Here is a 25,432-nt window from a genome sequence, read left to right on the forward strand (position 1 = left end):
AAAATCACATGAAAAAATTTTACTCCTTGATTGTAATCGTTTTTATCCTGACTTTGATGGTCTTTTCACCCGGTGTTTTTGCTGCCGGCGTGGAAAGACAGACCGTGGATTCAGAAACATCGAATGACATTTTGGGAACCAGTGCCACCCAGGATCTGGGGGTCACCTATCGCACCCATGTTCAGAACAACGGTTGGGAAAACAACTGGGCAGCCAATGGCAGTAGCGCCGGAACAGAAGGTCAGTGTCTGCGCCTGGAGGCCATTGAGATTAATCTCACCGGGGCAAATCTGCCAACCGGGGCTAAGATTGAATACCGCACCCATGTCCAGAACAACGGCTGGGAAAGTTCCTGGACGAGTGACGGCAATCGAGCCGGAACCGAGGGCCAGAGCCTGCGGCTGGAAGCTATTCAGATTCGACTGGTGGCGATGCCGGGTTATGCGGTACAATACCGGACTCACGTTCAGAATCAAGGCTGGGACACCACCTGGACTGCCAATGGGGAGAGTGCCGGAACCGAAGGTCAGAGTCTCCGGCTCGAGGCCATTGAAATCAGACTGGTTAAAAACGGTTTAGCACCGGAAGGTTTGAACGCAAAAGCTGCCAGTCATGCCATTTCCCTGACCTGGAAAGGGGTTAATGGGGCCGACAGCTACACTATCTATCAGTCAGCAACAAGTAGTGATGGGGACTATACCGAAGTGGCAGCGGGAATAGCCGCAGTCACCTATGTGGTACCCAATCTGGAAGACGGAAAGCGCTATTATTACAAGGTCAAAGCCACCGCCGGTGATGTAGACAGCCCACTTACCGAAGCGGCCACCGCCATTGCCAGTGTGGATGATCAGGGCAATGTTTTGCTGGGAAACCAGCTTTTAATCAGTAATGAGTCTACCGATATTGAAAACACCCAGTCAACCGGCACTTTGAGTTCGGGTGCTGACGTGATGGAAACGTCAGAATTAGATCTGGCTTCATACGGCTTCGATGCAATACTTCCTTTTGAACCCTCGGCGGGTCAGCGACCCATTGATCCCAGTAATGGGTCTCTTCTTAAAACCAGTGAAGTCTATGAACTGAACAGCACCAAAGACTTTTATACCTATAGTTTCATAACCGGCAATATGGATCAAACCCATGCCAGACTGGCCTATAATGGCACTCATGGGCAAGTCTGGGTTGATGCGGATAACCCGACCATGTTCATCACCGATGACGATGCCTGCTTAATCGGCGAAGCCTTTGATGATAGCATCTATCCATTAATCACTGAAAATTTTTATACTGAATCGGATGTCAACGCCGATGGTAAGATTGCCATCCTGTGCTTTGATATTCAAGACAATTATGCTATTCCCGGTGACGCATATTGCAATGGATATTTCAGTCCAGAGGACTTATATGATGGAGCGGATTCGAACCGCATGGAAATTTTCTGCATGGATACCTATCCAACCATGGGAAACGATGTAAACAATCCGAATGTGTCCCAAATCTTTGTGGGACTGGCTCATGAATTCCAGCATATGGTGAATTTCAATCGCAATGAAATCGAAGAAAAATCCGGATATATGGATACCTGGCTGGATGAAGCCTTGTCCGAGGCAGCCGGGTATATGTATCAGGTTTTGGCGGAATCAGCTGGCCAGGATTGTAAAGACGTTCACACGATGAGACTATCAAGTTATAATAAATCGGACGCCATTCGTAATGGGAAATCCCTGCTTGATTGGAACACTAGCGCGGACAATTTAAATTATGCCCTTTCCTATTTCTTTGGACAATATCTCCGGACCCAGGTGGATGAAGCTCTGGGCAGCGGAAACGGGGTGAAGGTGTTTAATGAAATCATTACGGACCCTGGAAATGGCAACGCAGCGGTTGAGAGTGTCATTCAGAAATATATTGATCCCCAGCTGACCTTTGGCGAATTTTTAACCAATTACAGAGCGGCAATGGTTCTTAAGGCCGATACGGGATCATTTGGTTTTAATGGTGAAGAGGCCTTTAATGGGATTTCAACCCCACTGTATATCGGCGGCACGACCAATTTAGCCGGAGGCGGTGCCATTGTGACGGCCATTGATGCACCATTTACAGTACCGGTGGATCAGGGTACCGATGTGAGTTGCCTGGGTATCTTCTGGTAAAGGAAATGAAAGGGCTTAACGGTTGCCCGAAGAATACAGCTCCCCAAATTGAAAAGCGAAATCCTGTGCAATGGCATCGCATTTTTGGAAAAGCAGCTTTCAGCTGAAGCGGCGTTGTGAAAAATAATTATTGTGGATTGAAAAACCGGATTGGAGGACCTATGAACGTTGACTGTTTAATCGTGGATGATGAGGTTGAGCTGGCAAAGGCGACCAGTGAATATTTTGAAATGTTTGGGGTGACAGCGGCCTATATCACTGATTCCCAGGGCTGCATTGATTTTATCAAAAACAATGGGGTCAAACTTATTTTGCTGGATATCAATCTAGGCAATGACAGCGGCTTTGCTCTATGTAAGGAACTCCGTAAAATAACCGAGGTGCCGATTCTCTTTATCAGTGCCCGGCAAAGTGATGATGATGTGCTCATCGCCCTGAACATCGGCGGGGATGATTACATCAAGAAACCCTATGCTCTGAGTGTATTGCTGGCCAAGGTCAGAGCGATCATCAAACGCTGTGACCGGTTTGCGGTGAGCGGGGGAAATGCTGCTGATCCGGGTGCTATGATTGAGGATCACAACCGCTGCGGGAATCTGAGAATTGATGCCGATGCCATGAAGGTCTTTGTCAATGGAAGGGACGCCGGTTTCAAAACAAAGGAATTCAAGCTGTTTCAATACCTTTTTGAAAACAGCAACCGGGTCATCACTAAGGATGAGCTTTTTGCCAATATCTGGGGGGATGCCTTTTTCAGCGACGGCACCCTGAATGTGCACATTCGCAAAGTCCGGGAGAAAATCGAAGACAATCCCAACAAACCGAAGTTTATCAAAACCATTTGGGGCACCGGGTACATATTTGAAACCCCGGACACCTGGGAAACCAGTGGTGAGTTATGAAAATAAAGGGACTGATCATCGGCTTTACGGCGGTGCTGCTGGCCATTTACGGATTGGGGTTTGCCTATATCAGCCAGACCGGTCTGGGCGCCATTGATGTGATTCAGGTTAACAATACGGTTAAGACCATTGAAAAACAGCTGACTGCTGAGAGCGAGGGGCTGGCCCGAACTGGCGCAATGGACGGCTTGTCCTATAACCTGGTTTTTGAAACCGATGAAAACTACAACGCCGCGGTATTTGAGGCCATTAAAAACCGCCAGACCATGGTGGATCTCACGGTTCCCGGCCTTTCCGACGGGGCCGCCAGCCGGGGCAAAGTCCTCTTTGTCAACCCGGAAAACGAAATTAAGGAAAAACTGCTGGCCCTGCTGACGCTGTTGGTGCTGGGCATTCTGGCCCTGGTCTATGTTACTCTGGGAATGGTCTATGTGTGGGTATTAAGGCCCTTTGCGGTGATGCAGCAGTTTGCCGGAAAAATCGCCGATGGGGATCTGGAGTTCAGGCTGCCAATGGACCGGGGCAATTATTTCGGGGCCTTTACCGAGAGCTTTGACCTGATGCGGGAAGAACTCAAAAAGGCCCGCCAGGGCGAATACCTGGCCAACATCAGCAAAAAGGAACTGGTGGCCGAGCTTTCCCATGACATCAAAACACCGGTGGCTACCATTAAGGCCATCTGTGAATTACTCCAGGCCAAGCTGGGTCAGACGATAACCACTCAAACCAGTGCCGGGAATACGGCCATCAAAGAAAGCATTGAAAAAATTGCGGTCATCAATACTAGGGCTGATACCATCGATGCGCTCATCAGCAACCTCTTTCAGGCAACCCTGGAAGAACTGGAAATGCTGAAAGTCACGGTGAGCGAACAACCCAGCACCATCATCACCCGGATGTTTGGGGATATCAATCATTACGGGAAAATCCGTTTTCAAAACGCCATACCTGAATGCCTGATCCGCTGCGATCCCTTACGGCTCAGTCAGGTCATTGACAATGTCATCAGCAATTCCTGTAAGTATGCGGACACCTTCATCGATGTCAGGTTTTGCATCGATCAGTCCGAAAAATTTCTGGCCATAACAATCAGGGATTACGGCCCCGGATTTGAAACCGACGAAGGTCCCCTTTTGTGCGAAAAGTTCTTTCGGGGATCCGGCGAAACAATTCAAAACACCCCAGGCTCCGGGCTTGGCCTTTACCTCGCCCGGCAGTTTATGGAAGCCATGGCAGGCCGTCTTGACTGCCACAACAACAATGGCTTTGTGGCGGAGCTGCATATTAAGCTTGCCGGCACTCCGAAACAGCATTGTTAAGAAACAGCTAAGGATTTAATAAGAGTTGGAAAAAGATCTGTTAAGAAGGATTCATATATAATAGGACCATGGAAAGCGCAACGCCGACCATGGTCCTTATCGTTAAACTAATGAATGGATCAATTAATCATTCGAGGAGAAACAAAATGAAAAATACAATTCTGAAAGCTGAATTGCTCAGCAAAACCTATTCAAACGGTAGCATCATGCAGCATGTTTTAAAAAATCTGACCATTGATATCAAAGCCGGGGATTTTACTGTCATTATGGGCAGCTCGGGATCCGGCAAGTCGACCCTGCTCTATGCCCTGTCGGGCATGGATAAGCCGACCCTGGGCACCATCACCTTTAAAGGTCAGGAAATCTCGGGCTATTCCAATGATCAGCTGGCCATTTTTAGACGAAAACACTGCGGCTTTGTTTTTCAGCAGATTTATCTCAATGAAACCATGAGTGTTCTGGACAACATCATCATCTGTGGACTGCTGGTGAGCCGGGATAAAAAAGCAATTGCTGTAAAAGCCAAAGACATGCTGCTGAAAGTTGGGTTGACCGCAGAATGCTATCACAAATATCCGTCCCAGCTATCCGGAGGTGAAGCCCAGCGAGTCGCCATTGTCAGAGCTCTGATCAACGCTCCGGAAATCGTCTTTGCCGACGAACCCACCGGCGCCCTGAATTCCACCAATGCCATCAATGTTCTGGATGTGATGACAGATGTCAACGCCGCGGGACAAAGCGTGATTATGGTTACTCATGATATCAAAACAGCAAGGCGGGCTAACCGCATTCTGTATTTAAAAGATGGGGTCATTATCGATGAACTGAACCTAGGGATATACGTGAAAGATGACCCGGAGCGACATCAGATATTGCGGGAGTTTCTTGAAAGCATGGGCTGGTAGCCATGAATATTTTTATGATTGCAAAAAACAATATCAAGAAAGCGAAACTCGCCACCGCCACCCTGATCATTTTGATTGCCATGGCTACCATTTTTCTGTATGTTGGCATCAGCGTGCTTTCAAATCTGGATACCTTTATTGAAAATAAAAATATCGGATTAAATGGGGCCCATTTTATTTCCATTGCCGATGGGAGCTACGACAGTTCCATCGATGAAATTTATGAATCCATTGCGGGCTTCGACTACCGGGAGCGGGAAGATGCACTGATGTCCCTGTCTTCAAAATTTCAGAATGTCAATACCAATGAAGAAGCGTATGCCATATCCTCAATTATATTAAATCTTGATACCGACCGGAGCATTTCCAAAGTTGAGATCATTGATGCCGCCGCTGCCATGCCGGAAAATGGGGTTGTCGTTCCCTATGTGTTAAAAGTCGCCAACGGCTATCAGACCGGGGACAACTTAAAATTTATTGTGGATGATAAATCCATAGATCTTGTAATTGCCGGCTTTTATGAAGACCTGATGTTTGCCAGTCCCTCCAATGTCAGCATGTATAAACTGTATGTCGGGGACAGTCAATTCAGTGAGCTCCTAAGTCAACCGGCATACGGCTTTAAATGCAGCTACAGTGCCGTGATCACAGACGATCTCAATGGCTCGGAGGAATTTGAAAGTCAGTATACCGAAAAAATAAAGCCTGTCACCTCGGAACGAACCGGCAGCTATGCGACCCTGAATTATGAAACCATGAAAACCGGAGTGTCCATATTCATTCACATCATCATGGCTGTTTTGGTAGCGTTCTCCATTATCATCCTGTTAATTGCCTTTATTGTCATAAAATTTTCAACCACAACTCACATTGAGAATAACATTAAAAACATCGGCACTCTGGAAGCAATGGGGTACACCACCACCCAGATTCTGAATGCCATTCTGCTGGAATACCTTTTGATTACCGGAGGCGGTTATATCATCGGAGTTGCCGCAGCCTTTGGGATCTCCCCGGCGATTTCCAATGTGGTGTCCTCATCCATTGGACTCCGCTGGCTGACCGGGATCAATCCACAGGCGGCGATGCTGAGTCTGGGAATTATCATGCTTTCGGTTTTAGGGATTTCGTATTTCAGTGCTGTTAAAATCAAAAAAATAACGCCGTTAACGGCGCTGCGAAATGGGATTGAAACCCATCATTTTAATAAAAACAGAGTGCCTCTGGATAATACCAGATTGGGACTGAACACTGCATTGGGACTGAAATCATTCTTTTTCAATAAAAAGCAGAATATCATTGCCGGCATCATCATCATGCTGTTGAGTCTAGTGTGCGTATTTGCCTTTGCCATGTACTATAATTTTACCGCTGACAAGAGCGCCATGATTAAATTAATCGGGCTGGAAACCGCTGAGGTTCAGCTCCGGGTTGAGGAAAATAACGATCAGCTGCTAAATGACATTGCTGACATGTCTGGGGTGGAAAGCACCATCGCATTGGATACCTTTGACGGGTTCATTGCATACAATGGCCATGAAAGTCGTGCCATTACCCGAATAACCGACGATTACAGACGGTTGAAAGTCGATACCTGTGTAAAGGGCCGGATGCCGGTGAATGACAATGAAATTGCTATTACCAGCATTGTATTGGACAGTATGGGGGCTAAAATAGCCGACACCGTTTCCATTGAATATACCGGGGTCACAAAAGAATTTTTAGTGGTAGGCGTAATCCAGCAGTTTAACATGCTGGGAAAAGGTGCGGCGATTACAACCAATGGCATGAAGAAATTAATGCCGTCTTATGAAGCGAAAAATCTGATGATTTATCTTAATGACAATCAGGATACCGATGAATTTGTCACTCACATAAATAATTTGTACAGCGGCCAAAACATTCAGTGCGCAAGCTATTTTGAGTCCATCGAATTGATGTTGGATTCCTTTGAATCCGCGGTAAAAATTGTGGTAACGGCATGTTTGGCCATTATCGCCGTGATCATTGTCTTTATCATGTTTCTGGTCATTCGGGTCAGGCTGTTGGGTGAAAAAATACGGCTCGGTGTATCTAAAGCATTGGGATTTACCTCCAACCAACTGATTTGCCAGATTTTAATCAGCGAGATGCCGGTGATTATCGGAGCATCCCTGGTTGGCGCCATTGCCGGTTATTATTTATCAAATCCACTGATGGCGGTGATGCTTGCGCCCAATGGCATTTTAAACTGTGACTTTTTTATCGCCCCCGGATTGATTGCATTGACGACCATTGGCATCAGCTTATTGGGTCTGGGAACCCTGCTCATAGTTTCAGGCAGCATCAGGAAAATAAGCCCATGGAAGATGTTCGAGGAAGGCGGCAATTAATCTTTTAAATAAGGAGTAATGATAAGGGTCCGGTCATGGGAACATGGTCGGTCCTTTTTTTAATTTTCAAGTCGATCCTTATGCTTTCCTTATATTCGGTTGGTAAGATCAACCTATGAAAATCATTGGAGGACATGAAATGGAAAATTATATTTTAGAAACAAGACATTTGACGAAACAGTTTAAAGCCCAAAAGGTGGTGAATGATCTGTCCATCGGGGTTAAAGAAAACTCGATTTACGGGTTGCTGGGCCCCAATGGCGCCGGCAAGTCGACCCTGTTGAAAATGATCACCGGACTGCTGAAACCCACCCAGGGGAATATCCTTTTTCAGGGAGCGGCCTGGGAACGCCGGAATTTAAGCAAAATAGGAGCCTTAATTGAAAACCCCGGGATTTATCCCAATCTGACGGCCATGGAAAACCTGGGGCTGGCCTGTACCCTTTATGAACTGCCAAGGTCAAGAGCCGAGGAAGTTTTGGCCATTATCGGTCTTGAAAATCCGGGCAAAAAGAAGGTCCGGAATTTTTCCATGGGCATGAAACAGCGGCTGGGCATTGGCATGGCCATCATCAACAACCCGAAACTTCTGATTCTGGATGAACCCACCAACGGCCTGGATCCTCTGGGGATTGAAGAGTTAAGGGAGCTGATTCGTTCCTTCCCATCAAAGGGGATGACGGTCATCCTGTCCAGCCATATTTTAACCGAGGTGGCCTTGATAGCCGATGAGGTGACCATTATCGCCAATGGCGTGGTGGGCTACCATGGCGAGGTGAAAAAAGATGAGGATTTAGAAAAAATCTTTATGGATGTCATTGGGAAAAACCGAGGTGCATGCTGATGCTGGCCATTATAAAGTCCGAATTTCAAAAGAGCCGGGGCTCAACGGTGAATCAGTTTGTGATCATGACACCGGTGGCGGTGCTGGTTTTAAGTTATTTTTTAGGCGGCGGACAAAACGGCGCATATAATTGGTGGTATGTTATGTTTCTGCCGGGACTTGTTGCCATACTTTCATCAATGGTGATTAATCGCGACAAAACCTTGGGATATAAGGGCCTCTTTCTGTTTCCCAACGACAAAGCCTTGTTCTGGCTGGGTAAGATTCTGTATCTCAGTATCCTGATGCTGGTATCCAGCCTGATTTTTATGTTTGGCATCGTCATTATGGGTTATCTGGATGCACCGGTTATTTCTTTCCAGGCGAATATGGCTGGCGGCATCATTTTAGTTTTAACGTCACTTTTTCAGCTGCCGGTTTGCATGTTTCTGGCGGATCGATTCAATCTGTTTGCCGCCACGCTGTTTAATGTTCTGATGGTGATGATTTCCGTGGTAGCTTTCCAAACCTCATCCCTTCTTCAGTTTTCCCCTTACGGTGTAGGAATTGCCTTAATGTGTCCCGTTCTTCATATTTTACCCAACGGGATACCGATTCCCGAAGGCAGCCCGTTGCTGAGTAATAACGGCCTGATCATGCCGATGCTGGGGTGCCTGGTGTTATTTTTAACCCTTATCGGGTTAACCGCACTTTTATTTCGAGGGAGAGAGGGAAAATAAATGAAGTTTAAAAACTTGCTGATTACTGATATAATGAAGTTAAAATCAACACCGATTCTCTGGGTGCATCTGTTGGCCCCGATACTGGCACTGATTGTATTTTTGAGTTATTTTTCGGTGAGCCCCTGGGATACGGTCATGAAGCAAAAAACCTACATGACCGCCATGTGCATGGCATTTCCGATTCTGATTGCGGTGATGACATCCATGGTGGCGGAAGACGAATACATTTCCGGCAATTACCAGAACCTACTGGGGAGCTATAATCGGAAATGGTCGGCGCTGATGAGCAAATTTCTGGTGCTGGCTGCCCTGGGAGGACTTAGCACGATCATTGCGGTGATGGGCTTTTACCTGGGGTTTGCGAATATGACGCTATCTTTGCCGTTGCTGACCTATGTGATGTTAACCTTTATTTTAATAGGATGCAGTTTGTTTCTGTATGCCTTTCATTTATTTTTAAGCCTGCGCTTTTCAAAAGCGGTTTCCATCGGCATCGGGATTTTCGAAGCATTAATCGCCGCCCTTTTCCGAACCGGAATGGGGGATGGCCGATGGCCGTTTTTCCCCTGTTCCTGGAGTATCCGCTTTACCTGGTTTACGGTGATGCAGCAATCCCATGACGTGATCAGCCCGGATCCTTTGATGGGTTTGGGAGTGATTCTGGGTGTTGGGGTCACCATGCTTTCCATTCTGATGCTGATGGTGTGGTTTGAAAATTGGGATGGTCATAAATCAGAAGAATAGGAGCAAAAAATGGCAAATATATTAGTGGTGGATGATGATCCGGGGATTCTCGATCTGGTCGCCAATGTTTTGGGCAAAAGCGGTCATCAGGTTAAAAAAATGAACAATCCCATGAATGTCTTAAATGAAAACCTGGACTATTATCAGCTGATTATCCTGGATATTATGATGCCGGGGCTTAATGGCTTCGAATTGTGTGAAAGGATCCGCAACCAGGTCGATTGCCCGATTCTGTTTTTAACGGCCAAAGCCGAAGCCGAGGGGCTTGTCCAGGGCCTTGGCCTGGGAGCCGATGACTACATTGCCAAACCTTTTGCGATCAAGGAACTGAGAGCCCGCATCGATGCCCATCTCAGACGGGAAGAACGGAAACGCAGCCATGGATTTACGGTGGGAAACTGTCGTTTTTTTATGGCAGGCAAAACCTGCTATGTGGGTGATGTCCAGGTGACTCTGACCAAAAGTGAATATCAGATAGCGGAAATGCTGGCCCTTCATCATGGCCAGGTTTTTTCAAAGGAGCAGATCTACGAGTCGGTATTCGGTGTTTTTGGAGAGAGCGACAACAGCGTGATTGTGGAACATGTGAAAAACATTCGCGGGAAGCTGGCTTTAGAAAACGAAGCTCCCATTAAAACCGTTTGGGGAGTGGGTTATAAATGGGAAGACTGATGAAAAAAGAGAAAACCCTGCGGCTCATATTTATCCGGTTCGTGGGTTTGATGGTGGGGTTTAGTTTAGTCATTGCGACCATTAATTATACAGTCTTTATTTATGCTACCAATACCGATGCCATTCTGCCCGCAAATTATGCCGAGACGGCCATTTCTGAGAATAGGGAATTGTTAGGTAGTACGCCTGCGGTCACACCAGAAATGGTTCCGGATGTAGCGGCGTTCGGGGTTTTCGATTTAAACGGTAATTATCAGTATGGCTCATTATCCCAGAAGACAGTGAAGTCGATATGGGAAAAATATCAGAATGGAGCATCTTCACTGACTGGTTGGCAATTCCTTTATGATATTCCACGAAGCAATGGGGTTTTGCTGATCACCTATCCTATTTCCATGCAATTCAGCGATCCGGTCCTGCGGCAGTGGTTCCCCAACATTGAGCTGCTCTGGCTGCTGTCATTTGTGCTGGAAATCATCTTACTGATCATTATTCTATCCTGGAACTTCGGGAGTTATTTAGGCAAAAAGATTACAGTTCTCCAGTCAGTTTCCCAAAACATTGCCAGGCAGAATCTTGATTTTGATTTTGGAAACAGTGATATTACAGAAATCAACCAGGTATTGGACAGTCTTTATAACATGCGGGATGGTTTAAAAGTATCATTGCTTACCCAATGGAAAATTGAAAAAACAAAACAGGATCAAATAGAAGCCCTCGCTCATGATATCAAAACACCTTTAACCATTGTCAAAGGGAATGCCGAGCTGCTGGGTGAAACGGCTCTGGATAACGAACAGGAGCGCTACAAAAAATACATCCTTGAGAATGCTATTCAAATGGAAGGGTATATCAATCAACTGGTGGAACTTTCACAACTGGCTGAACCGCAGAGATTGAATTTCAATAAGGTATCGGTGCCGGAACTGATGGATTCCATTCATGAACAGACGAGGGGATTGATGATTAAAAAAAACATCGAGCTGGTGTGGCAGGAAGAGAATCTGGCAAAAGCATTTATTCAGGCCGATGGTGAAAAGCTCCACCGGGCGGTAATGAACGTGATTGGTAATGGGGTTGAATTTACACCGAATCATGGGACTCTGGCGGTGACAGTTTTGAAAACAAAGAATACCCTGGTGATCACCGTGATGGACAGTGGCAAAGGCTTTTCAATCCAGGCCCTGCACTTTGGCAAAGAACAGTTTTTCAAGTCGGACACTTGCCGAACCAATCATAAACACCATGGAATGGGCTTATATATAGCCAATACTATCATTGAACAGCATGGGGGTCGATGTCAATTAGGGAATACCGAACAGGGAGGAAGTGTCGGCATTTTCCTGCCTCTTTTTAGCTAAATGAATTGACTGATATGATCGTAAATTATTCCTGATATTACGCTAAACTTACTATTTAATAATTGACTTTTATTTTTCAAAAGAGTATAATTTTAGTTGTTATCCCTTTATGATAAATGATCAGAAAATCAAGTTAAATGGTATTAATCAATAAATATCACTCTAAAGATTTGTTTGCAAGGTATTTTCACTAAAGGCATTTATGTTTGACGAAGTCGTTGTGAAAAACAAATTTAGGAGTGAGATTTATGTTTACTGAAGAGGAAAAAAAGTTGCTGCTCAAATCCATTGCCGGGTTAACCAAAAAATATCAGGGCGCCGGACCCAAAAGTCACTATGTCAAATACTATGACCGGGAAATCCACATCGTTATGAAGGGTACCCTATCTTCAACTGAAATTTACCTGGTCAAGACCTTTGGTCAGGAGTACATTGACGCGGTACAGAAATTTTATATTTTAACAGTAGCTGAGGCAGTCAGTCAGCTGGATCAGATTTTTATGGGTAAATACCAAATGCAGTTACTGGCATGTGAACCGGATTTTATTAATGATCAGGTCGTGTTTAAGATTAAACATCGATAAGACTGAACTTTACTGATATAAGTTAAAATTGCTATAACGATAAGTTAATTTAATCAATTGAATTATGGTTAGAGATGCCAAAAAGTGTGAACTGGTTGGCAAAAAGAACAGATATTGAGTCTATGGAATAGGCTTTGTTTTGTTCTTTTTTTATTTCTCCGAATCATGGGAGACGATTGACATCGACGGCTGCAAGAGGGCCGACAAAATGAGTTCAAATATAAACGCGAGTTTATATTTCTGAATATATAAAGAATAAGAAGAGGTATACTGGTGAAAGAAAGAGAAACAAGACATCGGGATTTAAAAATGAGACGTTTAAGAAAGGGGAATTTAAAATGAACTGGATAAATAACATTAAAATCGGAACAAAGCTGCTGGTGGGTTTTATCATTATTGCCCTTATTACCGGGATTGTAGGAATTGTAGGAATTGTAAGTTTGCAGAATCTTGAAAATTCTAATACCATTCTCTATGAAAAAATGACTTTGCCGATTGCCGAGGTTGGTCAAATATCTACATCCTATCAGAGAATGCGGGTAATCATCCGGGATATGATCATTGAGAACAGCCCCGAGCAGATTCAATCAAATACTGATAAGGTGGCCATTCGCAATCAGGAAATCGATGAGGCCGCGGCAGCTTTCGAAGCGACTATCATAGATCCCGAAATGCAGGCTGTGTTTGACGAATTTATGGCATCCCGAAAGGTGTTGGCCCAGGAATTTGAAAAGGTTAAACCCCTTGCCGCTGAAAATCGCGATGCTGAAGCCTTTGCCCTGTTGGCGGATAGTGGTTCCTACGGAATCGCAGCCAATGCAGAAATGGACGTCATCAATAAGCTTGTTCCGATGAAGTTGGAAGAAGCACAGGGGACAGAAGATTTGGATGAAGCGGCTGCCAACGCAGCCAGGACTACGCTGATTATTGTTACGCTGATTTCATTCCTCGTAGCCATTGTGTTTGGTTTGATACTGCGATCCATGATCAGCACGCCACTGAAAAAAGCCAATCATATGATCAAAGAAATGAGCCAGGGACACTTCACCATGCGTCTGGATATGAATCGTAAGGATGAAATCGGAGAAATGGCGCAGTCCATGGATACCTTCTCGGATGATATCCAGAACGTCGTTATCGGCACCATGAATCTGATCGCCGAGGGCGATGTCTCCGCCAATATTGAAGTCCGGGATCCCCAGGATGAAATTGCACCGGCACTGAAGCATATCATTGAAAATATTCGCAGCCTGATTGCCGAAGCGACGATGCTTTCCCATGCAGCAATTGCGGGCCAATGGGAGACCAGGGGCGACGCAAACCGTTTTAATGGCGGTTATAAAGAAATTGTTGAAGGCTTCAACGCCACCCTGGACACAGTGGTTGATAAAATGGTATGGTACGAAGCTATTATCGATGCAGTGCCATTCCCCATTCATGTCACCGATAATGATATGAAATGGACCTTTATGAACAAGCCTTTTGAAGACAATATGATCGCCGGCAATGTCATTAAAGATCGGGATTCCGCCCGTGGCATGGACTGTTACAATGCCGGAGCGGATATCTGCAGAACTGAAGGCTGCGGGATCCGACGACTGGTGGATCAGGGCTTAGCTGACAGCTTTTTTGAATGGTGTGGCAAAAGTAATAAACAGGATACCGCCTACCTCAAGAATGCCAAAGGTGAAAATGTCGGTTTTGTGGAAGTTGTCACAGATCTGACGTCGATGATTCGAGTCGGCGACTATACCAAAAATGAAGTCACCCGACTGGGCAACAACCTGATCCGTTTATCCGAAGGCGATCTGGCCTTTGATCTGGCCATCGGCGAGGCCGATGAATATACATCGGAAGTCAGTGCCCAATTCAACGAAATCAGAAACAGTCTCGAAGAGGTGCAAACCTCGGTTGAAAACCTGATCAACGATGCTTCCATGCTGGCCCAGGCTGGCATCGACGGCCGCCTGAATACCCGGGCGGATGCCAGCCGCCATCAGGGCGACTTTGCCAAAATTGTTGACGGTGTCAATGCGACCCTGGATGCGGTGGTGGCACCTGTTCAGGAAACATCAAACACCTTAAAAGAACTGGCCCGGGGGAACCTGAACACTGGCATGGTTGGCAATTACAATGGCGACTACACGGTCATCAAAGACGATATGAACCAGACTATTTCCTTCCTTAAACGTTATGTGGATGAAATTACTCAGACTTTGGAAGAAATAGGAGAGGGTAATCTGAATCAGCAGATCAATACCGAATACCTGGGCGACTTCCAGGCCATAAAAACAGCCCTGAACGATATTACAACTAACCTCAGCACCACGATGTCTGAAATAAATGAAGCAGCCTCACAGGTGGAATCCGGTGCGGTGCAAATCTCCGATGGCGGTCAGGCCCTGTCCCAGGGAACCACCGAGCAGGCCAGCTCCATTCAGCAGCTCAATGCTTCCATTGAAGAGGTGGCCGGGGAAACCAAGAAAAATGCCATGCGGGCCAATGAAGCCAATGAACGGGCCCAGGAAGTTCGCGGAAATGCCGAGGTTGGCAATACCCAAATGACAAAAATGGTAACCGCCATGGTGGAAATTAACGATTCCTCCCAGAATATTTCCAAAATCATCAAGGTCATTGACGACATTGCCTTCCAGACGAACATTCTGGCCCTCAATGCGGCAGTTGAAGCGGCACGGGCCGGTCAGCACGGCAAAGGTTTTGCGGTCGTTGCTGAAGAAGTGCGCAGCCTGGCAGCCAGAAGTGCCGACGCGGCCAAGGAAACCACGGTGCTGATTGAAGGTTCCATTGATAAGGTGGAAACGGGAACGAAAATTGCGGATGAAACCGCGGTTAGCCTCAAAGAAATCCTAAGTGAAATTGAAAAGGTAACCGGTTTGGTCGGGGATATTGCCCGGGCTTCCAACGACCAGGCATCGGAAATCGCTCAAATTACTCAGGGCATTGAACAGGTTTCTACAGTGGTGCAAACCAATTCCGCCACCGCTGAACAAAGTGCTGCAGCCAGTGAAGAACTTTCAGGCCAGGCGGAAATGCTCAAACAAATGGTCGGGGCTTTTCAGCTAAAGACAGCTGGAAACAAACCGAAAAGAACTAGTCAGCCAATGGCAAAAAACCAGCCGGCGGCACGCAATTCACAGCCATCCCAACCCAAAATATTTTTGGATGACATGGAAATGGATAAATACTAAATCAGATAAGCGTTCGAATAAAATAATCGTCCCGGGGACAATGGCAAATCGTTGTCGGCTGCAGGATCGTACAGGCTAAGCCTGAGCGCCCTGATGCCGACAACTGATATTGTGATTGTCCCCGGGACTTACTTTTTTATTTTATTGCCAGGGACAGTTTTTACATGGTTGACAAGTTTCATAAAATGATGTAAATTTAATAAGACTACTAAATACTGTTTTAGGAAAGGAAATTAAGAAATGGATGATGAACCTGGGGAAGCCGAGAGTTGTAAAAATCACACAAAAATAGTTAGCATGAAGCTCAGCTCAATTCAATCGATAAATTTAGCATTTGAGGCCATAGTATCCAAAGAATGGGGTATTGCGGTGTCTTTTTTTTGCAGAAAAATCAGGAGGTTGAGAATTGGTTACTGAGATTTTATTTTTGCTGGTACTGGTTATGATCAATGCCTTTTTTGCAGCATCAGAAATTGCGCTGATCTCATTAAATGATAATAGAATAAAAGTGATGGCGGAAGACGGCAATAAAAAAGCAATGCAGCTCGTCAAACTACTGGGCGAGCCCAGCCGATTCCTGGCAACTATCCAAGTTGGCATCACCCTGGCCGGGTTTCTGGCAAGTGCCTTTGCTGCCCAAAGTTTTGCAGATCCCATTGTGGTAGCTTTACAAAATATGAATTTACCGGTTTCCGATGGTGTACTGAGGGCCGTCACCCTGGTGGTCATTACTCTGATCCTTTCATATTTTACGCTGGTATTCGGTGAACTGGTGCCCAAACGCATTGCCATGAAAAAATCGGATAAAATTGCATTTTTTTCGGTGGGGATATTGACGTTTTTGTCCATCGTTACGGCACCGTTAGTAAAGCTGTTAACCATTTCAACCAATTTTTTTCTGAGATTGGCGGGCATCGATCCGAATTCACTGGAAGACGACGTCACCGAAGAAGAAATTCGAATGATGGTGGATATTGGTGAAGAAAGAGGCGCCATTAATGCACGTGAAAAAACCATGATCAATAATATATTTGAGTTCAACAATACAACCGTATCCGATATTATGACGCATCGGATTGACATGTTCAGCGTTTCTGTTGACATCGACCTTGAAGAACTGATCAGCGCCGTAAAAGATGAACATTATACCCGAATACCTGTGTATGAAGAAACCGTCGACAATATCATCGGGATTTTGCATCTGAAGGATTTGATTTTTCTGATTAATGAAGAATCCACTGATGACTTTAAAATCAGAGATAAGATAAGAAAACCGTATTTTGTTCCCGAAGGTAAGAAAATCGACGAATTATTTGTGACTTTGCAGAAATCCAAAACCCATATCGCCGTGGTTATTGACGAATACGGCGGAACCGCAGGGATTGTGACCATGGAAGATTTAATCGAGGAAATTGTGGGTAACATCTTTGATGAATTCGATGAAGAAGAAATTGAATTTAGAAAAATTGATGAGAATACCTATGAAGTCAGCGGCATGATCAGCCTTGACGATCTGATAGAACTAATCGATGTAGATCTGCCGATAGACGACTATGAAACCTTTAGTGGCTTTCTCATCGGCCTCATTGGAAATATTCCCTCAAAGGGCGATGTCATGGAGATTGAGTACCAGAATCTAAGAATCAAGATTCTGGATGTCTCCGACAAACGTATTGAAAAAACAGTTGTTTATCTGAGCGATAAGAATATGGAATAAAGATAGGTTGCTGTCAAACCCGTCCCGGGGACAATCATAAATCGTTGTCGGCCGCATGATCGTACAGGCGATGCCTGTGCGCCATGATGCCGACAACTGATGTTACAATTGTCCCCGGGACTTACTTTTTTGTTTTGTTCAAAGCCTGATAGAATATGGCAACTTGATTATTTTTTAAAAGGTCTGAGGTTCTTTTTAAACTGTTTTAATTTTAAATAAGTGGGTTCAGGCAGAATGCCAATAATGATTTCCATAAAAGCCAATGCGGCCAACCCGCCAAGGAAAAAATGCAGGACTGGTAGTTCCGGGACAATATCATGGGCGAATAAATTGATTAGATTAAAGATGGCAAAAAGTAGAATTCCGATTTTTAATTCTTTTCTCATATCTTTATTCATTTTAATTTTTTCCTTTCTTTGATCTTGCAGTTAAAAAAGACAGGACTGCCAAATCAGCCAGCATCACAATACCGGTGATTCTGATAGCCCAATCAGGAAAGGAAACCACAGTGAGGTTAAGGGTCATGCACAGCAATGCGACGATCATGATGGCGATCGCCATCGGGTACAATACGCTATTTTTCATCATACACCTTCACTACATTGTTTTCATACAAACAAGTTTGACAATGGCTCCGATTGTAAGCTGGGCAGTGGCGGCCAGCACCAGGGTGTAAAAGACAACGATGTTAAAATAGCCGGCAATGATGGCGGCAATCAGCATCAATACCGATGTAATCATCAGCATCGGCATTCCGGCCATGCTGCGGATGGCTTTTAAACGTTCGTCGTGCTCCTGGTTATACAGCAGTTTAAGTTTCGTCTCATCGTTAACCACTCGGGTCAATTTAAAAATCTGAACCACTGCAATCATACCGATGCCTAGAATAAGTCCCGATTGAAATCCTACAATAACGCCATCGGTCATCGTTGCATTGTCTGGAACAGGCATGAAAAATACATTATAAATACCAAGTGCCGCTGCTGCCAGGGTCAATCCTGCAAAGAGTGCAATTCTGTATTTGACCTTCATTTTAAATTCTTCCATCATTCTGCCTCCTAAATTTTGTTTGCATCTGAAAAGTCAAAAACTTCTTCAATGGTCAGCCCGAAATAATGGGCGATCTTATAGGCCAGCACCAGCGAGGCGGTGTATTTTCCGACTTCAATGGATGTAATGGTCTGTCTGGTTGTTCCGACTTCCAGGGCCAGCTCTTCCTGTGACAATTTTCGTTCTTTTCGCAGTTCTTTGATACGTGTTTTCATTTTAACACCTTCTGTTGATTTGCATAGCATACTTAGCAAAATAAGTATAGTACGCTTTGCATAAATTGTCAAGTGAACTTTGCAAAAAATAACAGAAATCAGTTTTAATTGACGTTTATAATTTTTTGAGGACCATGAGACTCAAAAAGCCCAAAGCGTTTCATTGCGAAATGCTTTGGGCTTTTTATATTGTTAATCAAAAACGACCTAATTTTTTTCCAGTGCTGAGGCCTTTGGGGGAATAACAATTTCTCCAGCCTTCACCAGAGCAATCTTGGCGGCAATGGGTCCGATCACGGAATAAATAAAGGTGGAACATAATATAACCACCTGAATCTGATCCGCATAGGCGGGCACCAGTTTGGCAGCCACCACCACAAGTCCCAGAGCAACTCCGGCCTGGGGCATCAGGGTTGGTCCCAGGTATTTGCAGATTTTATCTTCCTGTTTGGTGATTTTCCCGCCGAACCAGGCTCCGGCTACTTTACCAATTACCCGGACGACAACGTATAAGATGCCGATGAGACCAATGGCCGGCAGAGCAGAGACTTCAAAGCCCGCACCGGAAATCACAAAAAAGATCATGAAGATAGGTGGGGTAAAGGTATCGGTGGTTTTGAGTACCGTATCGATACGATCTCTGTAAATATTCACCAGCACCCCGCCAAGGGCCATACAGGCCAGTAACGGAGAACCGTGCACCGTATTGGCAAGCCAGTAAGTCATCAAAATAGAGGCAATAACAATGCAAATCTGATTAGATGGTTTCTTAAACCAGCGAAAGATGAGTTTCATCAGAATACCAGCAACCGCGCCGAGGATGAATGAAATAATCACTTCATAAAATGGCGTTAAGACGGATAGGGCAATACTGGTCTGAACGTTTGAGCTCATGACATTGACAATAGTTGCGGCAAAACCAAAGGCGATTAGGGCAATGGCATCATCTATCGCCACTACACTCATGAGCATCGAGGTGAGGGTACCCTTTGCCTGATACTGTTTGATGACCATAATGGTCTGGGCTGGGGCGGTGGCCGCGGCAATGGCGCCCAGCATAATGGAAAGCTTCATATCAAAACCGAAAAGAATCAAAACCAGGGTCACCAGAATAACAGCGCACAGGGCTTCCGCTGTGGCGATGACTATGGGTGCGATCCCTACCTTTTTAAAGTAGTTTAAGTCAAATTGACTGCCGATGGAAAAGGCAATAAATCCCAGCGCAATATCCGAGATCACAATAAAGCCATCAACCATGTTGGCTGAAATAATGTTCAGAAACGAAGGACCCAATAGAAGTCCGGCAATGAGGTAGCCGGTGACATTGGGCATTTTAACGAATTTTGCCAGTCGACCCATGAGAATTCCCGCAAAAAGCATAATTGCTACATCGATGATAATCTTACTTTCCAACGGTACAGAGTCCTTTGGCAAAATCGATGGGAAGGGTGAACACGATTCCTGAATCATTTTCATTCAGGTCACCGATGCTGGATTCAATCACCTCAATGGCTTTGGGTATTTCTTCATCCTCAATGACCATGAAAATCACATTGCCATTGACGACCTCGGGGTTTAAAAAAGTTCGTAAAGAACTTAAAAAGGGAATTTCATCATCATCGTGTTTATGGCTGAGATACCGGGCCATCCCCATACTTTCAAGCACCGTGGCGCCACAAATATTTGCTGACGCAAATCCCGCCAATAGGGTATCCAGCTTGTCGGTTTGGCTTAATACAAAAACTAACAGCTTCATTATTTTCCTCCTCTGAATTAATCGAACATATATAAGTATACCACTAAATGCGGAATAATAAATTTCGAATGCGTTGTATAAATTTATTTTTGGGGTAAATAGCATGTATTCAAACAGATATAAAGCTATTAAATTAAGATTTAGAAAGGCGGTAAATAAAATGAAAACTGATAATCATTCAATGATTACGGTGGAAACAACGGTGAATGCCCCGGTGGAATTGGTTTGGAAGTATTGGTCAGTGCCGAAACATATCATTCATTGGAACAGCGCTTCGGACGACTGGCATACGCCATTTGCGGAAAATGATTTACGGACTGGCGGTAAATTACTCTGGCGAATGGAAGCAAAAAATGGCAGTTTTGGATTTGATTTCAGTGGAGTATACGATGAAGTGAAGCTCAATGAATTCATTTCCTATACCCTTGATGACGGAAGAAAAGTAAGCATTACCTTTAAGCCTCAGGAAAATAAAACCAGGATTATTGAAATCTTTGAAGCCGAAGAAGAGAATTCATTGGAACTGCAAAAAAATGGATGGCAGGCAATTCTGGAACATTTCAAGAATTATGCTGAGCAAACGACCGACAGATAAAAAAATAGGGGCTGCGGTGACAACAATAATACCGATACATTAAGCGATTCAAGGCACAGGGTGGTGCTTTGAATCGTTTTTTTTGTTGTTGCAGCGATCTGGCTGCAACTCTGCAACGATAATTGTTCTGGCAGAAAGCCGCCCAAGTATCAGGACTGCGGAAGATTAATTCATTAATCTTAGTGGCCTTCAGACTGAAAATTTTCAGGAAAGCATAAAAAATTAAAATACTTCTAGGTATAGGGGAGGTATTTATGAACGTCACGAAGGATTTAATTGCAGCCTCGGCGATTCCTTTTGTTCTCGCTATTTTAAAACAGGAGGACAGCTACGGTTATGCGATTATCAAAATGGTAAAAGAGTTGACCGGCGATGAACTGGTGTGGTCAGAGGGGATGCTTTATCCGGTCCTCCATCGGCTGGAGGAAAAGAACTTGATTGAATCCTACTGGCAGGGTTCTGAAACCGGACGCAAAAGAAAGTATTACCGGATCAAAGAAGAAGGTGTGGCTGAACTGGAAATGCAGAAGAAGCAATGGGAAATTGTGCATGCGGCACTTTCCAAAACCTGGTTAAAATTCACAAAGCATAAGGAGGAATTTATCTATGTTTGATTTAGAAGCCAATGTCCGCTCCTGGAGCGATCATCTGCGGAGACGCGGCAATTTTAAAGAAGCGGATATTATTGAACTCGAAAACCATCTGCAGGATGAGATCGATGAATTGACGAAGGCCGGACTTTCAGCAGAAGAAGCGTTTTTGATCAGTGTGAAGCGGATGGGCAATGTCAATGCGATTTCCCAGGAGTTTTCCAAGGTCAATACCGAAAACCTCTGGAAACATTTAATGGTGGATGCCGATCAAGCCCTTTCATTTGGGACGAATCGGAAATACATTGCCCTGGTCATTGTGTTTTCATTCCTTGCCGGCACGGCCATGAAAATTCCGGAGTTGTTCGGTTTGAGCATCAATGATTCGGCGACGGCACTGGCTTACCTGAAAAATCTCAGTTTTTATATTTTACCGTTTATTGCGGCGTTCTTTCTGATTAAACACCAGTCAACCGCAAAGATGTGGGCTTCGATTATGGGAATATTCGCACTGGCCGGGATCCTCGTGAACCTTTATCCGTCCTTTGCACCCAATGATACGGAGCTGCTCACCGCCATTCATCTGCCCTTATTCCTCTGGCTGATTACCGGAGTAGCGTATATGGGGCTGGAGTGGAAAAGTTCCCGAGGGCGCATGAATTTTATCCGTTTTACCGGTGAATCGGTGATTTACGGGACCTTGATCTTCTGCGGGCTGGTGGTTTTGGCAATGTTCACCCAGGCCATCTTTTTTGCCATTCAATTGGATGCCAGCTGGTTTATCCAAAATTACCTGATTGTTTACGGGGCCGCCGCCACGGCGATGATTACGGTTTATCTGGTGGAAACCAAAAAAAGCGTGGTTGAGAATTTCGCGCCGATTCTGGCGAAGATATTCAGTCCGCTTTTTCTAATCACCATGCTGATTTTTTTAGGGGTGATGATCGCCACCGGAACGAGTCCCTTTGTGGAACGGGAGTACCTCATCGGATTTGACTTGATGCTGATCCTGGTTTTGGGGCTGGTGCTTTATGTGATTTCGGCCCGGAATCCCTACGATAAAAACAACCTCTTTGATTATATGAATCTGGCCCTGATTGTAACCGCCCTGATCATCGATGGGGTTGCCTTATCAGCCATCCTGTTTCGATTGTCTGCCTATGGGATTACCCCGAACAAGCTCGCAGCACTGGGTGAGAATCTGGTTTTGCTGGTTAATCTCGGCGGCTTGGCCTGGCTGTACATTTTATTTTTTCTCAAGAAAACCGATTTTATTAAAATTGAAAAATGGCAGACCTCGTATCTGTACGTCTATGCCGTGTGGCTGGGAATTGTGGCCTTTATCTTCCCACTGATTTTTGGGTTTAATTGATGCCACAGCAAAATTAAAAAACAGGTTGACAAAACAATACTTCGGCGTTAGAATTAAAATAGTTCTTAAGACGAAGTACTTTGAAAAATGAAAATGAAGGAAATATTTAAATGGAAAATGGGTCTAAGGTAAATCTCGAAGGGATGATGTTTGACTATATTGATAAGGTGAAATATCTCTTATCTCCGGAGATCTGGGGGAATGATCTTTTTAATTGTTCGAAAAACGAAGTGTTCCTGCTGCTGCTATTATACCGGAACAGTGATGTGAACATGACGCAGATTGCGGAGTATCTCAATGCCCCGCTGAATACCTCCACCGGCATTGTTGCCCGGATGGAAAAACGGAACCTGGTGAATCGGGAAAGAAGCTCGGAAGACAAGCGGGTGGTCACCATTAAGCTCACCGATGCCGGCAGAGGCTACATCAGGGACATGATCAAAGAAATCACCCGCTACGGGGAATTGATGATGGACAGCTTCAGCCCCGAGGAGGTCGGCCTGGTCTTTAAGATGGTGGACAAGGTCATGGACACCCTCAGCGGCGAGGGTGCCAAACAAGCGCAGCAACCGCCGGATACTAAAATCAGAAAGATAGTGATTAACTAAGAACAACCTGCGGTACCGACCAATTATTAATCGGTCGGTACTGCTCCACAGTTTTCTGTTTACCGATACTCAAATGCTGCCTGAGGGCAGCATATTTTAGAACAGATACTTCGACATACGAACTATTCGACGAAAGAATTATAACAGCTGCCCAAACTTAGTAATTTAAAAAATCAAAGGCTATTGCTTTGATGTCTGTTTATATAAACAGGGGCAAAGCTCATGGAAGTAAATTTAAAATAGGCCATTGCGAACTTATAAACAACAAACAGTTGATGCTTTGTGATTAGTTTCCACAAACGATTTTGTAACGTGCAGGCGAACAGTCCTTAGACTGTCCAACCTGCGGTGTAAAAATTGTTTCGTGAGAAACTGAGCGTAAAGCGCGCAATAGTATCGTAATTATCGGGTAAATTAAAAATAACGGAGGAGATCTCATGAAGCGGATACTTATTTTCACAGGAAAAGGCGGCGTCGGTAAAACCAGCGTAGCCGCAGCCCATGCTCTGAAATCAGCACAGGAAGGTCATAAAACACTCATCGTCAGCACCGATATGGCCCACAATCTGGGGGACCTGTTTAACATTCCCATCGGCAAGGAAGAGGTGAAGGTGGCGGAACATCTCTACGCCTTGGAAATCGATCCCAATTATGTAATGGAAAAGGATTTTAAAAACATGATGCAGGCCTTTAAAAACATGATTGCCTCCATCAATCCGGACAACGCTGAAATCGACGAATTCACTATGGTTCCGGGCATGGACGAACTTTTCTCGCTGCTGAAAATCCAGGAATTATACAACAACAGCGATTACGAGCGGATTATTGTGGACTGTGCCCCTACCGGGGAAACCCTGTCCCTACTGAAGTTTCCGGAGCTGATGTGCTGGTACATGGATAAGTTTTTTCCCATCGGGAAGGTGGCGATGCGGATTCTTTCACCGGTTTCAAAAACCCTGTTTAAAATTCAGCTGCCGGACCGTCACGCCATGAGCGACATCGAAACCCTTTATGTGAAGCTTATTGAATTACAGGAGCTCCTTAAAAACAAAGCGGTATCCTCGGTGCGACTGGTGACCATGCCCGAGAAGATGGTAGTGGAAGAAACCAAACGCAATTACATGTATATGAAGCTGTATAACTACAATGTGGATGGTATCTTCATTAATCGCATCCTACCCACGGGCATCAACAATCCTTTTTTTGACGAGTGGCTTAACATTCAGAAAAAATACATTGAGGAAATCGAAACGAGTTTTAAAGAAGTCCCCAAATATTATATTCCCTGGTATGACACGGATTTACTGGGTCTGGATGCCATCAACCGCATCTGTGAGGATGTCCTTAATGAAAAAACTGACTTGTTTGAGATTAAAGCGGACACGGAAGGGGAACAATATGAACAAACTGAAAAGGGCTATGATCTGAAACTATTTCTGCCCAATATCACCAAGGATGCAGTGGCAGTGCATCTTTCCGGGTCGGATGTGATTGTGAAAATCGGAAATTACAAGCGTAATATTCCCATGCCCAACACCCTTAGAGGTATGGATGTCACCAGTGCAACCTTCGAAGAGAGCACCCTGGTCATTCAGTTTCAGTAGTTAATGGGAAACAAACAGAACGATGAGCTTCACTGCCAGCTTACACGAAACAATTTTTACACTGCAGGTTAGACAGTCTATCGACTGTTCGTCTGCACGTTACAAAATTCTTTTCGCGAAGGCAGTCGCCAATCACAA

The 25,432-nt window shown here is 44.9% G+C and carries 25 protein-coding genes; 19 read left to right on the forward strand and 6 right to left on the reverse strand.

Annotation, left to right across the window (positions count from 1 at the left end):
- Nucleotides 1-8 precede the first annotated feature (8 nt).
- The 14 genes from AKG39_RS18230 to AKG39_RS18290 all read left to right on the forward strand — a co-directional run bounded on the left by AKG39_RS18230 (nt 9) and on the right by AKG39_RS18290 (nt 17,504).
- On the forward strand, nt 9-2,153 hold the full coding sequence (locus tag AKG39_RS18230) for a M30 family zinc metallopeptidase (protein WP_050741838.1): 2,145 nt from the start codon (nt 9-11) through the stop codon (nt 2,151-2,153).
- Nucleotides 2,154-2,314: 161 nt separating this feature from the next.
- The gene (locus AKG39_RS18235; RefSeq protein WP_050741839.1) at nt 2,315-3,055 is read left to right on the forward strand and encodes a response regulator transcription factor; all 741 of its coding nucleotides are present in this window, start codon (nt 2,315-2,317) and stop codon (nt 3,053-3,055) included.
- A complete protein-coding gene (locus AKG39_RS18240; protein ID WP_050741840.1) occupies nt 3,052-4,374 on the forward strand; it encodes a HAMP domain-containing sensor histidine kinase in 1,323 nt (440 codons plus the stop codon). Before AKG39_RS18235 ends, AKG39_RS18240 begins: the two co-directional genes overlap by 4 nt.
- Before the next feature lie 146 nt (nt 4,375-4,520).
- Nucleotides 4,521-5,279, forward strand: coding sequence for an ABC transporter ATP-binding protein (locus AKG39_RS18245; protein WP_050741841.1), 759 nt, complete (start codon nt 4,521-4,523; stop codon nt 5,277-5,279).
- Between the two features lie 2 nt (nt 5,280-5,281).
- Nucleotides 5,282-7,651, forward strand: a complete 2,370-nt coding sequence (locus AKG39_RS18250; protein WP_050741842.1) for an ABC transporter permease — start codon at nt 5,282-5,284, stop codon at nt 7,649-7,651.
- A 139-nt stretch (nt 7,652-7,790) separates the two neighbouring features.
- Nucleotides 7,791-8,495, forward strand: a complete 705-nt coding sequence (locus AKG39_RS18255) for a lantibiotic protection ABC transporter ATP-binding protein (protein WP_050741843.1) — start codon at nt 7,791-7,793, stop codon at nt 8,493-8,495.
- The gene (locus AKG39_RS18260; RefSeq protein ID WP_050741844.1) at nt 8,495-9,214 is read left to right on the forward strand and encodes a lantibiotic immunity ABC transporter MutE/EpiE family permease subunit; all 720 of its coding nucleotides are present in this window, start codon (nt 8,495-8,497) and stop codon (nt 9,212-9,214) included. The genes AKG39_RS18255 and AKG39_RS18260 overlap by 1 nt, the downstream gene beginning before the upstream one ends.
- Entirely contained in the window at nt 9,215-9,961 is a 747-nt protein-coding gene (locus tag AKG39_RS18265; RefSeq protein ID WP_050741845.1) for a lantibiotic immunity ABC transporter MutG family permease subunit, read from the forward strand. It abuts the gene before it with no gap.
- A 9-nt stretch (nt 9,962-9,970) separates the two neighbouring features.
- Nucleotides 9,971-10,633, forward strand: a complete 663-nt coding sequence (locus tag AKG39_RS18270) for a response regulator transcription factor (RefSeq protein ID WP_050741846.1) — start codon at nt 9,971-9,973, stop codon at nt 10,631-10,633.
- Complete coding sequence (locus tag AKG39_RS18275; RefSeq protein ID WP_050741847.1) at nt 10,621-11,994, forward strand: sensor histidine kinase; 1,374 nt, start codon at nt 10,621-10,623, stop codon at nt 11,992-11,994. Before AKG39_RS18270 ends, AKG39_RS18275 begins: the two co-directional genes overlap by 13 nt.
- Nucleotides 11,995-12,242: 248 nt before the next feature.
- Complete coding sequence (locus AKG39_RS18280; protein ID WP_050741848.1) at nt 12,243-12,578, forward strand: Na-translocating system protein MpsC family protein; 336 nt, start codon at nt 12,243-12,245, stop codon at nt 12,576-12,578.
- A gap of 338 nt (nt 12,579-12,916) precedes the next feature.
- A complete protein-coding gene (locus AKG39_RS18285) occupies nt 12,917-15,787 on the forward strand; it encodes a methyl-accepting chemotaxis protein (RefSeq protein ID WP_050741849.1) in 2,871 nt (956 codons plus the stop codon).
- A gap of 240 nt (nt 15,788-16,027) precedes the next feature.
- Nucleotides 16,028-16,204 (forward strand): hypothetical protein, encoded by a 177-nt coding sequence (locus AKG39_RS20185; RefSeq protein WP_160316226.1) that lies wholly within the window; start codon nt 16,028-16,030, stop codon nt 16,202-16,204.
- Nucleotides 16,194-17,504, forward strand: a complete 1,311-nt coding sequence (locus AKG39_RS18290; RefSeq protein WP_050741850.1) for a hemolysin family protein — start codon at nt 16,194-16,196, stop codon at nt 17,502-17,504. The genes AKG39_RS20185 and AKG39_RS18290 overlap by 11 nt, the downstream gene beginning before the upstream one ends.
- Nucleotides 17,505-17,671: 167 nt before the next feature.
- On the opposite strand, the gene AKG39_RS18295 is transcribed toward AKG39_RS18290, so the two are convergent.
- The 6 genes from AKG39_RS18295 to AKG39_RS18320 all read right to left on the reverse strand — a co-directional run bounded on the left by AKG39_RS18295 (nt 17,672) and on the right by AKG39_RS18320 (nt 20,525).
- The gene (locus tag AKG39_RS18295; protein ID WP_050741851.1) at nt 17,672-17,902 is read right to left on the reverse strand and encodes a hypothetical protein; all 231 of its coding nucleotides are present in this window, start codon (nt 17,900-17,902) and stop codon (nt 17,672-17,674) included.
- A gap of 1 nt (nt 17,903) precedes the next feature.
- Complete coding sequence (locus AKG39_RS18300) at nt 17,904-18,089, reverse strand: hypothetical protein (RefSeq protein ID WP_050741852.1); 186 nt, start codon at nt 18,087-18,089, stop codon at nt 17,904-17,906.
- Between the two features lie 12 nt (nt 18,090-18,101).
- Entirely contained in the window at nt 18,102-18,551 is a 450-nt protein-coding gene (locus tag AKG39_RS18305; RefSeq protein ID WP_050741853.1) for a hypothetical protein, read from the reverse strand.
- A gap of 11 nt (nt 18,552-18,562) precedes the next feature.
- A complete protein-coding gene (locus tag AKG39_RS18310) occupies nt 18,563-18,769 on the reverse strand; it encodes a helix-turn-helix transcriptional regulator (protein WP_050741854.1) in 207 nt (68 codons plus the stop codon).
- A 207-nt stretch (nt 18,770-18,976) separates the two neighbouring features.
- On the reverse strand, nt 18,977-20,182 hold the full coding sequence (locus tag AKG39_RS18315; RefSeq protein WP_050741855.1) for a cation:proton antiporter: 1,206 nt from the start codon (nt 20,180-20,182) through the stop codon (nt 18,977-18,979).
- Nucleotides 20,172-20,525: a P-II family nitrogen regulator gene (locus AKG39_RS18320; RefSeq protein ID WP_050741856.1), complete on the reverse strand. Its 354-nt coding sequence runs from the start codon at nt 20,523-20,525 to the stop codon at nt 20,172-20,174. Before AKG39_RS18320 ends, AKG39_RS18315 begins: the two co-directional genes overlap by 11 nt.
- 160 nt (nt 20,526-20,685) lie before the next feature.
- Here AKG39_RS18320 and AKG39_RS18325 point away from each other — a divergent pair, with 160 nt between their 5' ends.
- The 5 genes from AKG39_RS18325 to AKG39_RS18345 all read left to right on the forward strand — a co-directional run bounded on the left by AKG39_RS18325 (nt 20,686) and on the right by AKG39_RS18345 (nt 25,294).
- Nucleotides 20,686-21,120, forward strand: coding sequence for an SRPBCC domain-containing protein (locus AKG39_RS18325; RefSeq protein ID WP_050741862.1), 435 nt, complete (start codon nt 20,686-20,688; stop codon nt 21,118-21,120).
- 254 nt (nt 21,121-21,374) lie between these two features.
- Entirely contained in the window at nt 21,375-21,734 is a 360-nt protein-coding gene (locus AKG39_RS18330; RefSeq protein ID WP_050741857.1) for a PadR family transcriptional regulator, read from the forward strand.
- Complete coding sequence (locus tag AKG39_RS18335; RefSeq protein WP_050741858.1) at nt 21,727-23,082, forward strand: permease prefix domain 1-containing protein; 1,356 nt, start codon at nt 21,727-21,729, stop codon at nt 23,080-23,082. Before AKG39_RS18330 ends, AKG39_RS18335 begins: the two co-directional genes overlap by 8 nt.
- A gap of 110 nt (nt 23,083-23,192) precedes the next feature.
- Nucleotides 23,193-23,690 (forward strand): MarR family transcriptional regulator, encoded by a 498-nt coding sequence (locus AKG39_RS18340; RefSeq protein ID WP_050741859.1) that lies wholly within the window; start codon nt 23,193-23,195, stop codon nt 23,688-23,690.
- A 437-nt stretch (nt 23,691-24,127) separates the two neighbouring features.
- Entirely contained in the window at nt 24,128-25,294 is a 1,167-nt protein-coding gene (locus AKG39_RS18345; protein WP_050741860.1) for an ArsA family ATPase, read from the forward strand.
- Nucleotides 25,295-25,432: the final 138 nt, after the last annotated feature.

This window comes from Acetobacterium bakii (assembly GCF_001263355.1).
Lineage (GTDB): Bacteria > Bacillota > Clostridia > Eubacteriales > Eubacteriaceae > Acetobacterium > Acetobacterium bakii.

Excerpts from the sequence above, each read along its gene's own strand:
- AKG39_RS18230 (WP_050741838.1), top strand. The coding sequence starts at position 9 with ATGAAAAAATTTTACTCCTTGATTGTAATCGTTTTTATCCTGACTTTG.
- AKG39_RS18235 (WP_050741839.1), top strand. The coding sequence starts at position 2,315 with ATGAACGTTGACTGTTTAATCGTGGATGATGAGGTTGAGCTGGCAAAG.
- AKG39_RS18240 (WP_050741840.1), top strand. The coding sequence starts at position 3,052 with ATGAAAATAAAGGGACTGATCATCGGCTTTACGGCGGTGCTGCTGGCC.
- AKG39_RS18245 (WP_050741841.1), top strand. The coding sequence starts at position 4,521 with ATGAAAAATACAATTCTGAAAGCTGAATTGCTCAGCAAAACCTATTCA.
- AKG39_RS18250 (WP_050741842.1), top strand. The coding sequence starts at position 5,282 with ATGAATATTTTTATGATTGCAAAAAACAATATCAAGAAAGCGAAACTC.
- AKG39_RS18255 (WP_050741843.1), top strand. The coding sequence starts at position 7,791 with ATGGAAAATTATATTTTAGAAACAAGACATTTGACGAAACAGTTTAAA.
- AKG39_RS18260 (WP_050741844.1), top strand. The coding sequence starts at position 8,495 with ATGCTGGCCATTATAAAGTCCGAATTTCAAAAGAGCCGGGGCTCAACG.
- AKG39_RS18265 (WP_050741845.1), top strand. The coding sequence starts at position 9,215 with ATGAAGTTTAAAAACTTGCTGATTACTGATATAATGAAGTTAAAATCA.
- AKG39_RS18270 (WP_050741846.1), top strand. The coding sequence starts at position 9,971 with ATGGCAAATATATTAGTGGTGGATGATGATCCGGGGATTCTCGATCTG.
- AKG39_RS18275 (WP_050741847.1), top strand. The coding sequence starts at position 10,621 with ATGGGAAGACTGATGAAAAAAGAGAAAACCCTGCGGCTCATATTTATC.
- AKG39_RS18280 (WP_050741848.1), top strand. The coding sequence starts at position 12,243 with ATGTTTACTGAAGAGGAAAAAAAGTTGCTGCTCAAATCCATTGCCGGG.
- AKG39_RS18285 (WP_050741849.1), top strand. The coding sequence starts at position 12,917 with ATGAACTGGATAAATAACATTAAAATCGGAACAAAGCTGCTGGTGGGT.
- AKG39_RS20185 (WP_160316226.1), top strand. The coding sequence starts at position 16,028 with ATGGATGATGAACCTGGGGAAGCCGAGAGTTGTAAAAATCACACAAAA.
- AKG39_RS18295 (WP_050741851.1), bottom strand. The coding sequence starts at position 17,902 with ATGAATAAAGATATGAGAAAAGAATTAAAAATCGGAATTCTACTTTTT.
- AKG39_RS18300 (WP_050741852.1), bottom strand. The coding sequence starts at position 18,089 with ATGAAAAATAGCGTATTGTACCCGATGGCGATCGCCATCATGATCGTC.
- AKG39_RS18305 (WP_050741853.1), bottom strand. The coding sequence starts at position 18,551 with ATGGAAGAATTTAAAATGAAGGTCAAATACAGAATTGCACTCTTTGCA.
- AKG39_RS18310 (WP_050741854.1), bottom strand. The coding sequence starts at position 18,769 with ATGAAAACACGTATCAAAGAACTGCGAAAAGAACGAAAATTGTCACAG.
- AKG39_RS18320 (WP_050741856.1), bottom strand. The coding sequence starts at position 20,525 with ATGAAGCTGTTAGTTTTTGTATTAAGCCAAACCGACAAGCTGGATACC.
- AKG39_RS18325 (WP_050741862.1), top strand. The coding sequence starts at position 20,686 with ATGAAAACTGATAATCATTCAATGATTACGGTGGAAACAACGGTGAAT.
- AKG39_RS18330 (WP_050741857.1), top strand. The coding sequence starts at position 21,375 with ATGAACGTCACGAAGGATTTAATTGCAGCCTCGGCGATTCCTTTTGTT.
- AKG39_RS18335 (WP_050741858.1), top strand. The coding sequence starts at position 21,727 with ATGTTTGATTTAGAAGCCAATGTCCGCTCCTGGAGCGATCATCTGCGG.
- AKG39_RS18340 (WP_050741859.1), top strand. The coding sequence starts at position 23,193 with ATGGAAAATGGGTCTAAGGTAAATCTCGAAGGGATGATGTTTGACTAT.
- AKG39_RS18345 (WP_050741860.1), top strand. The coding sequence starts at position 24,128 with ATGAAGCGGATACTTATTTTCACAGGAAAAGGCGGCGTCGGTAAAACC.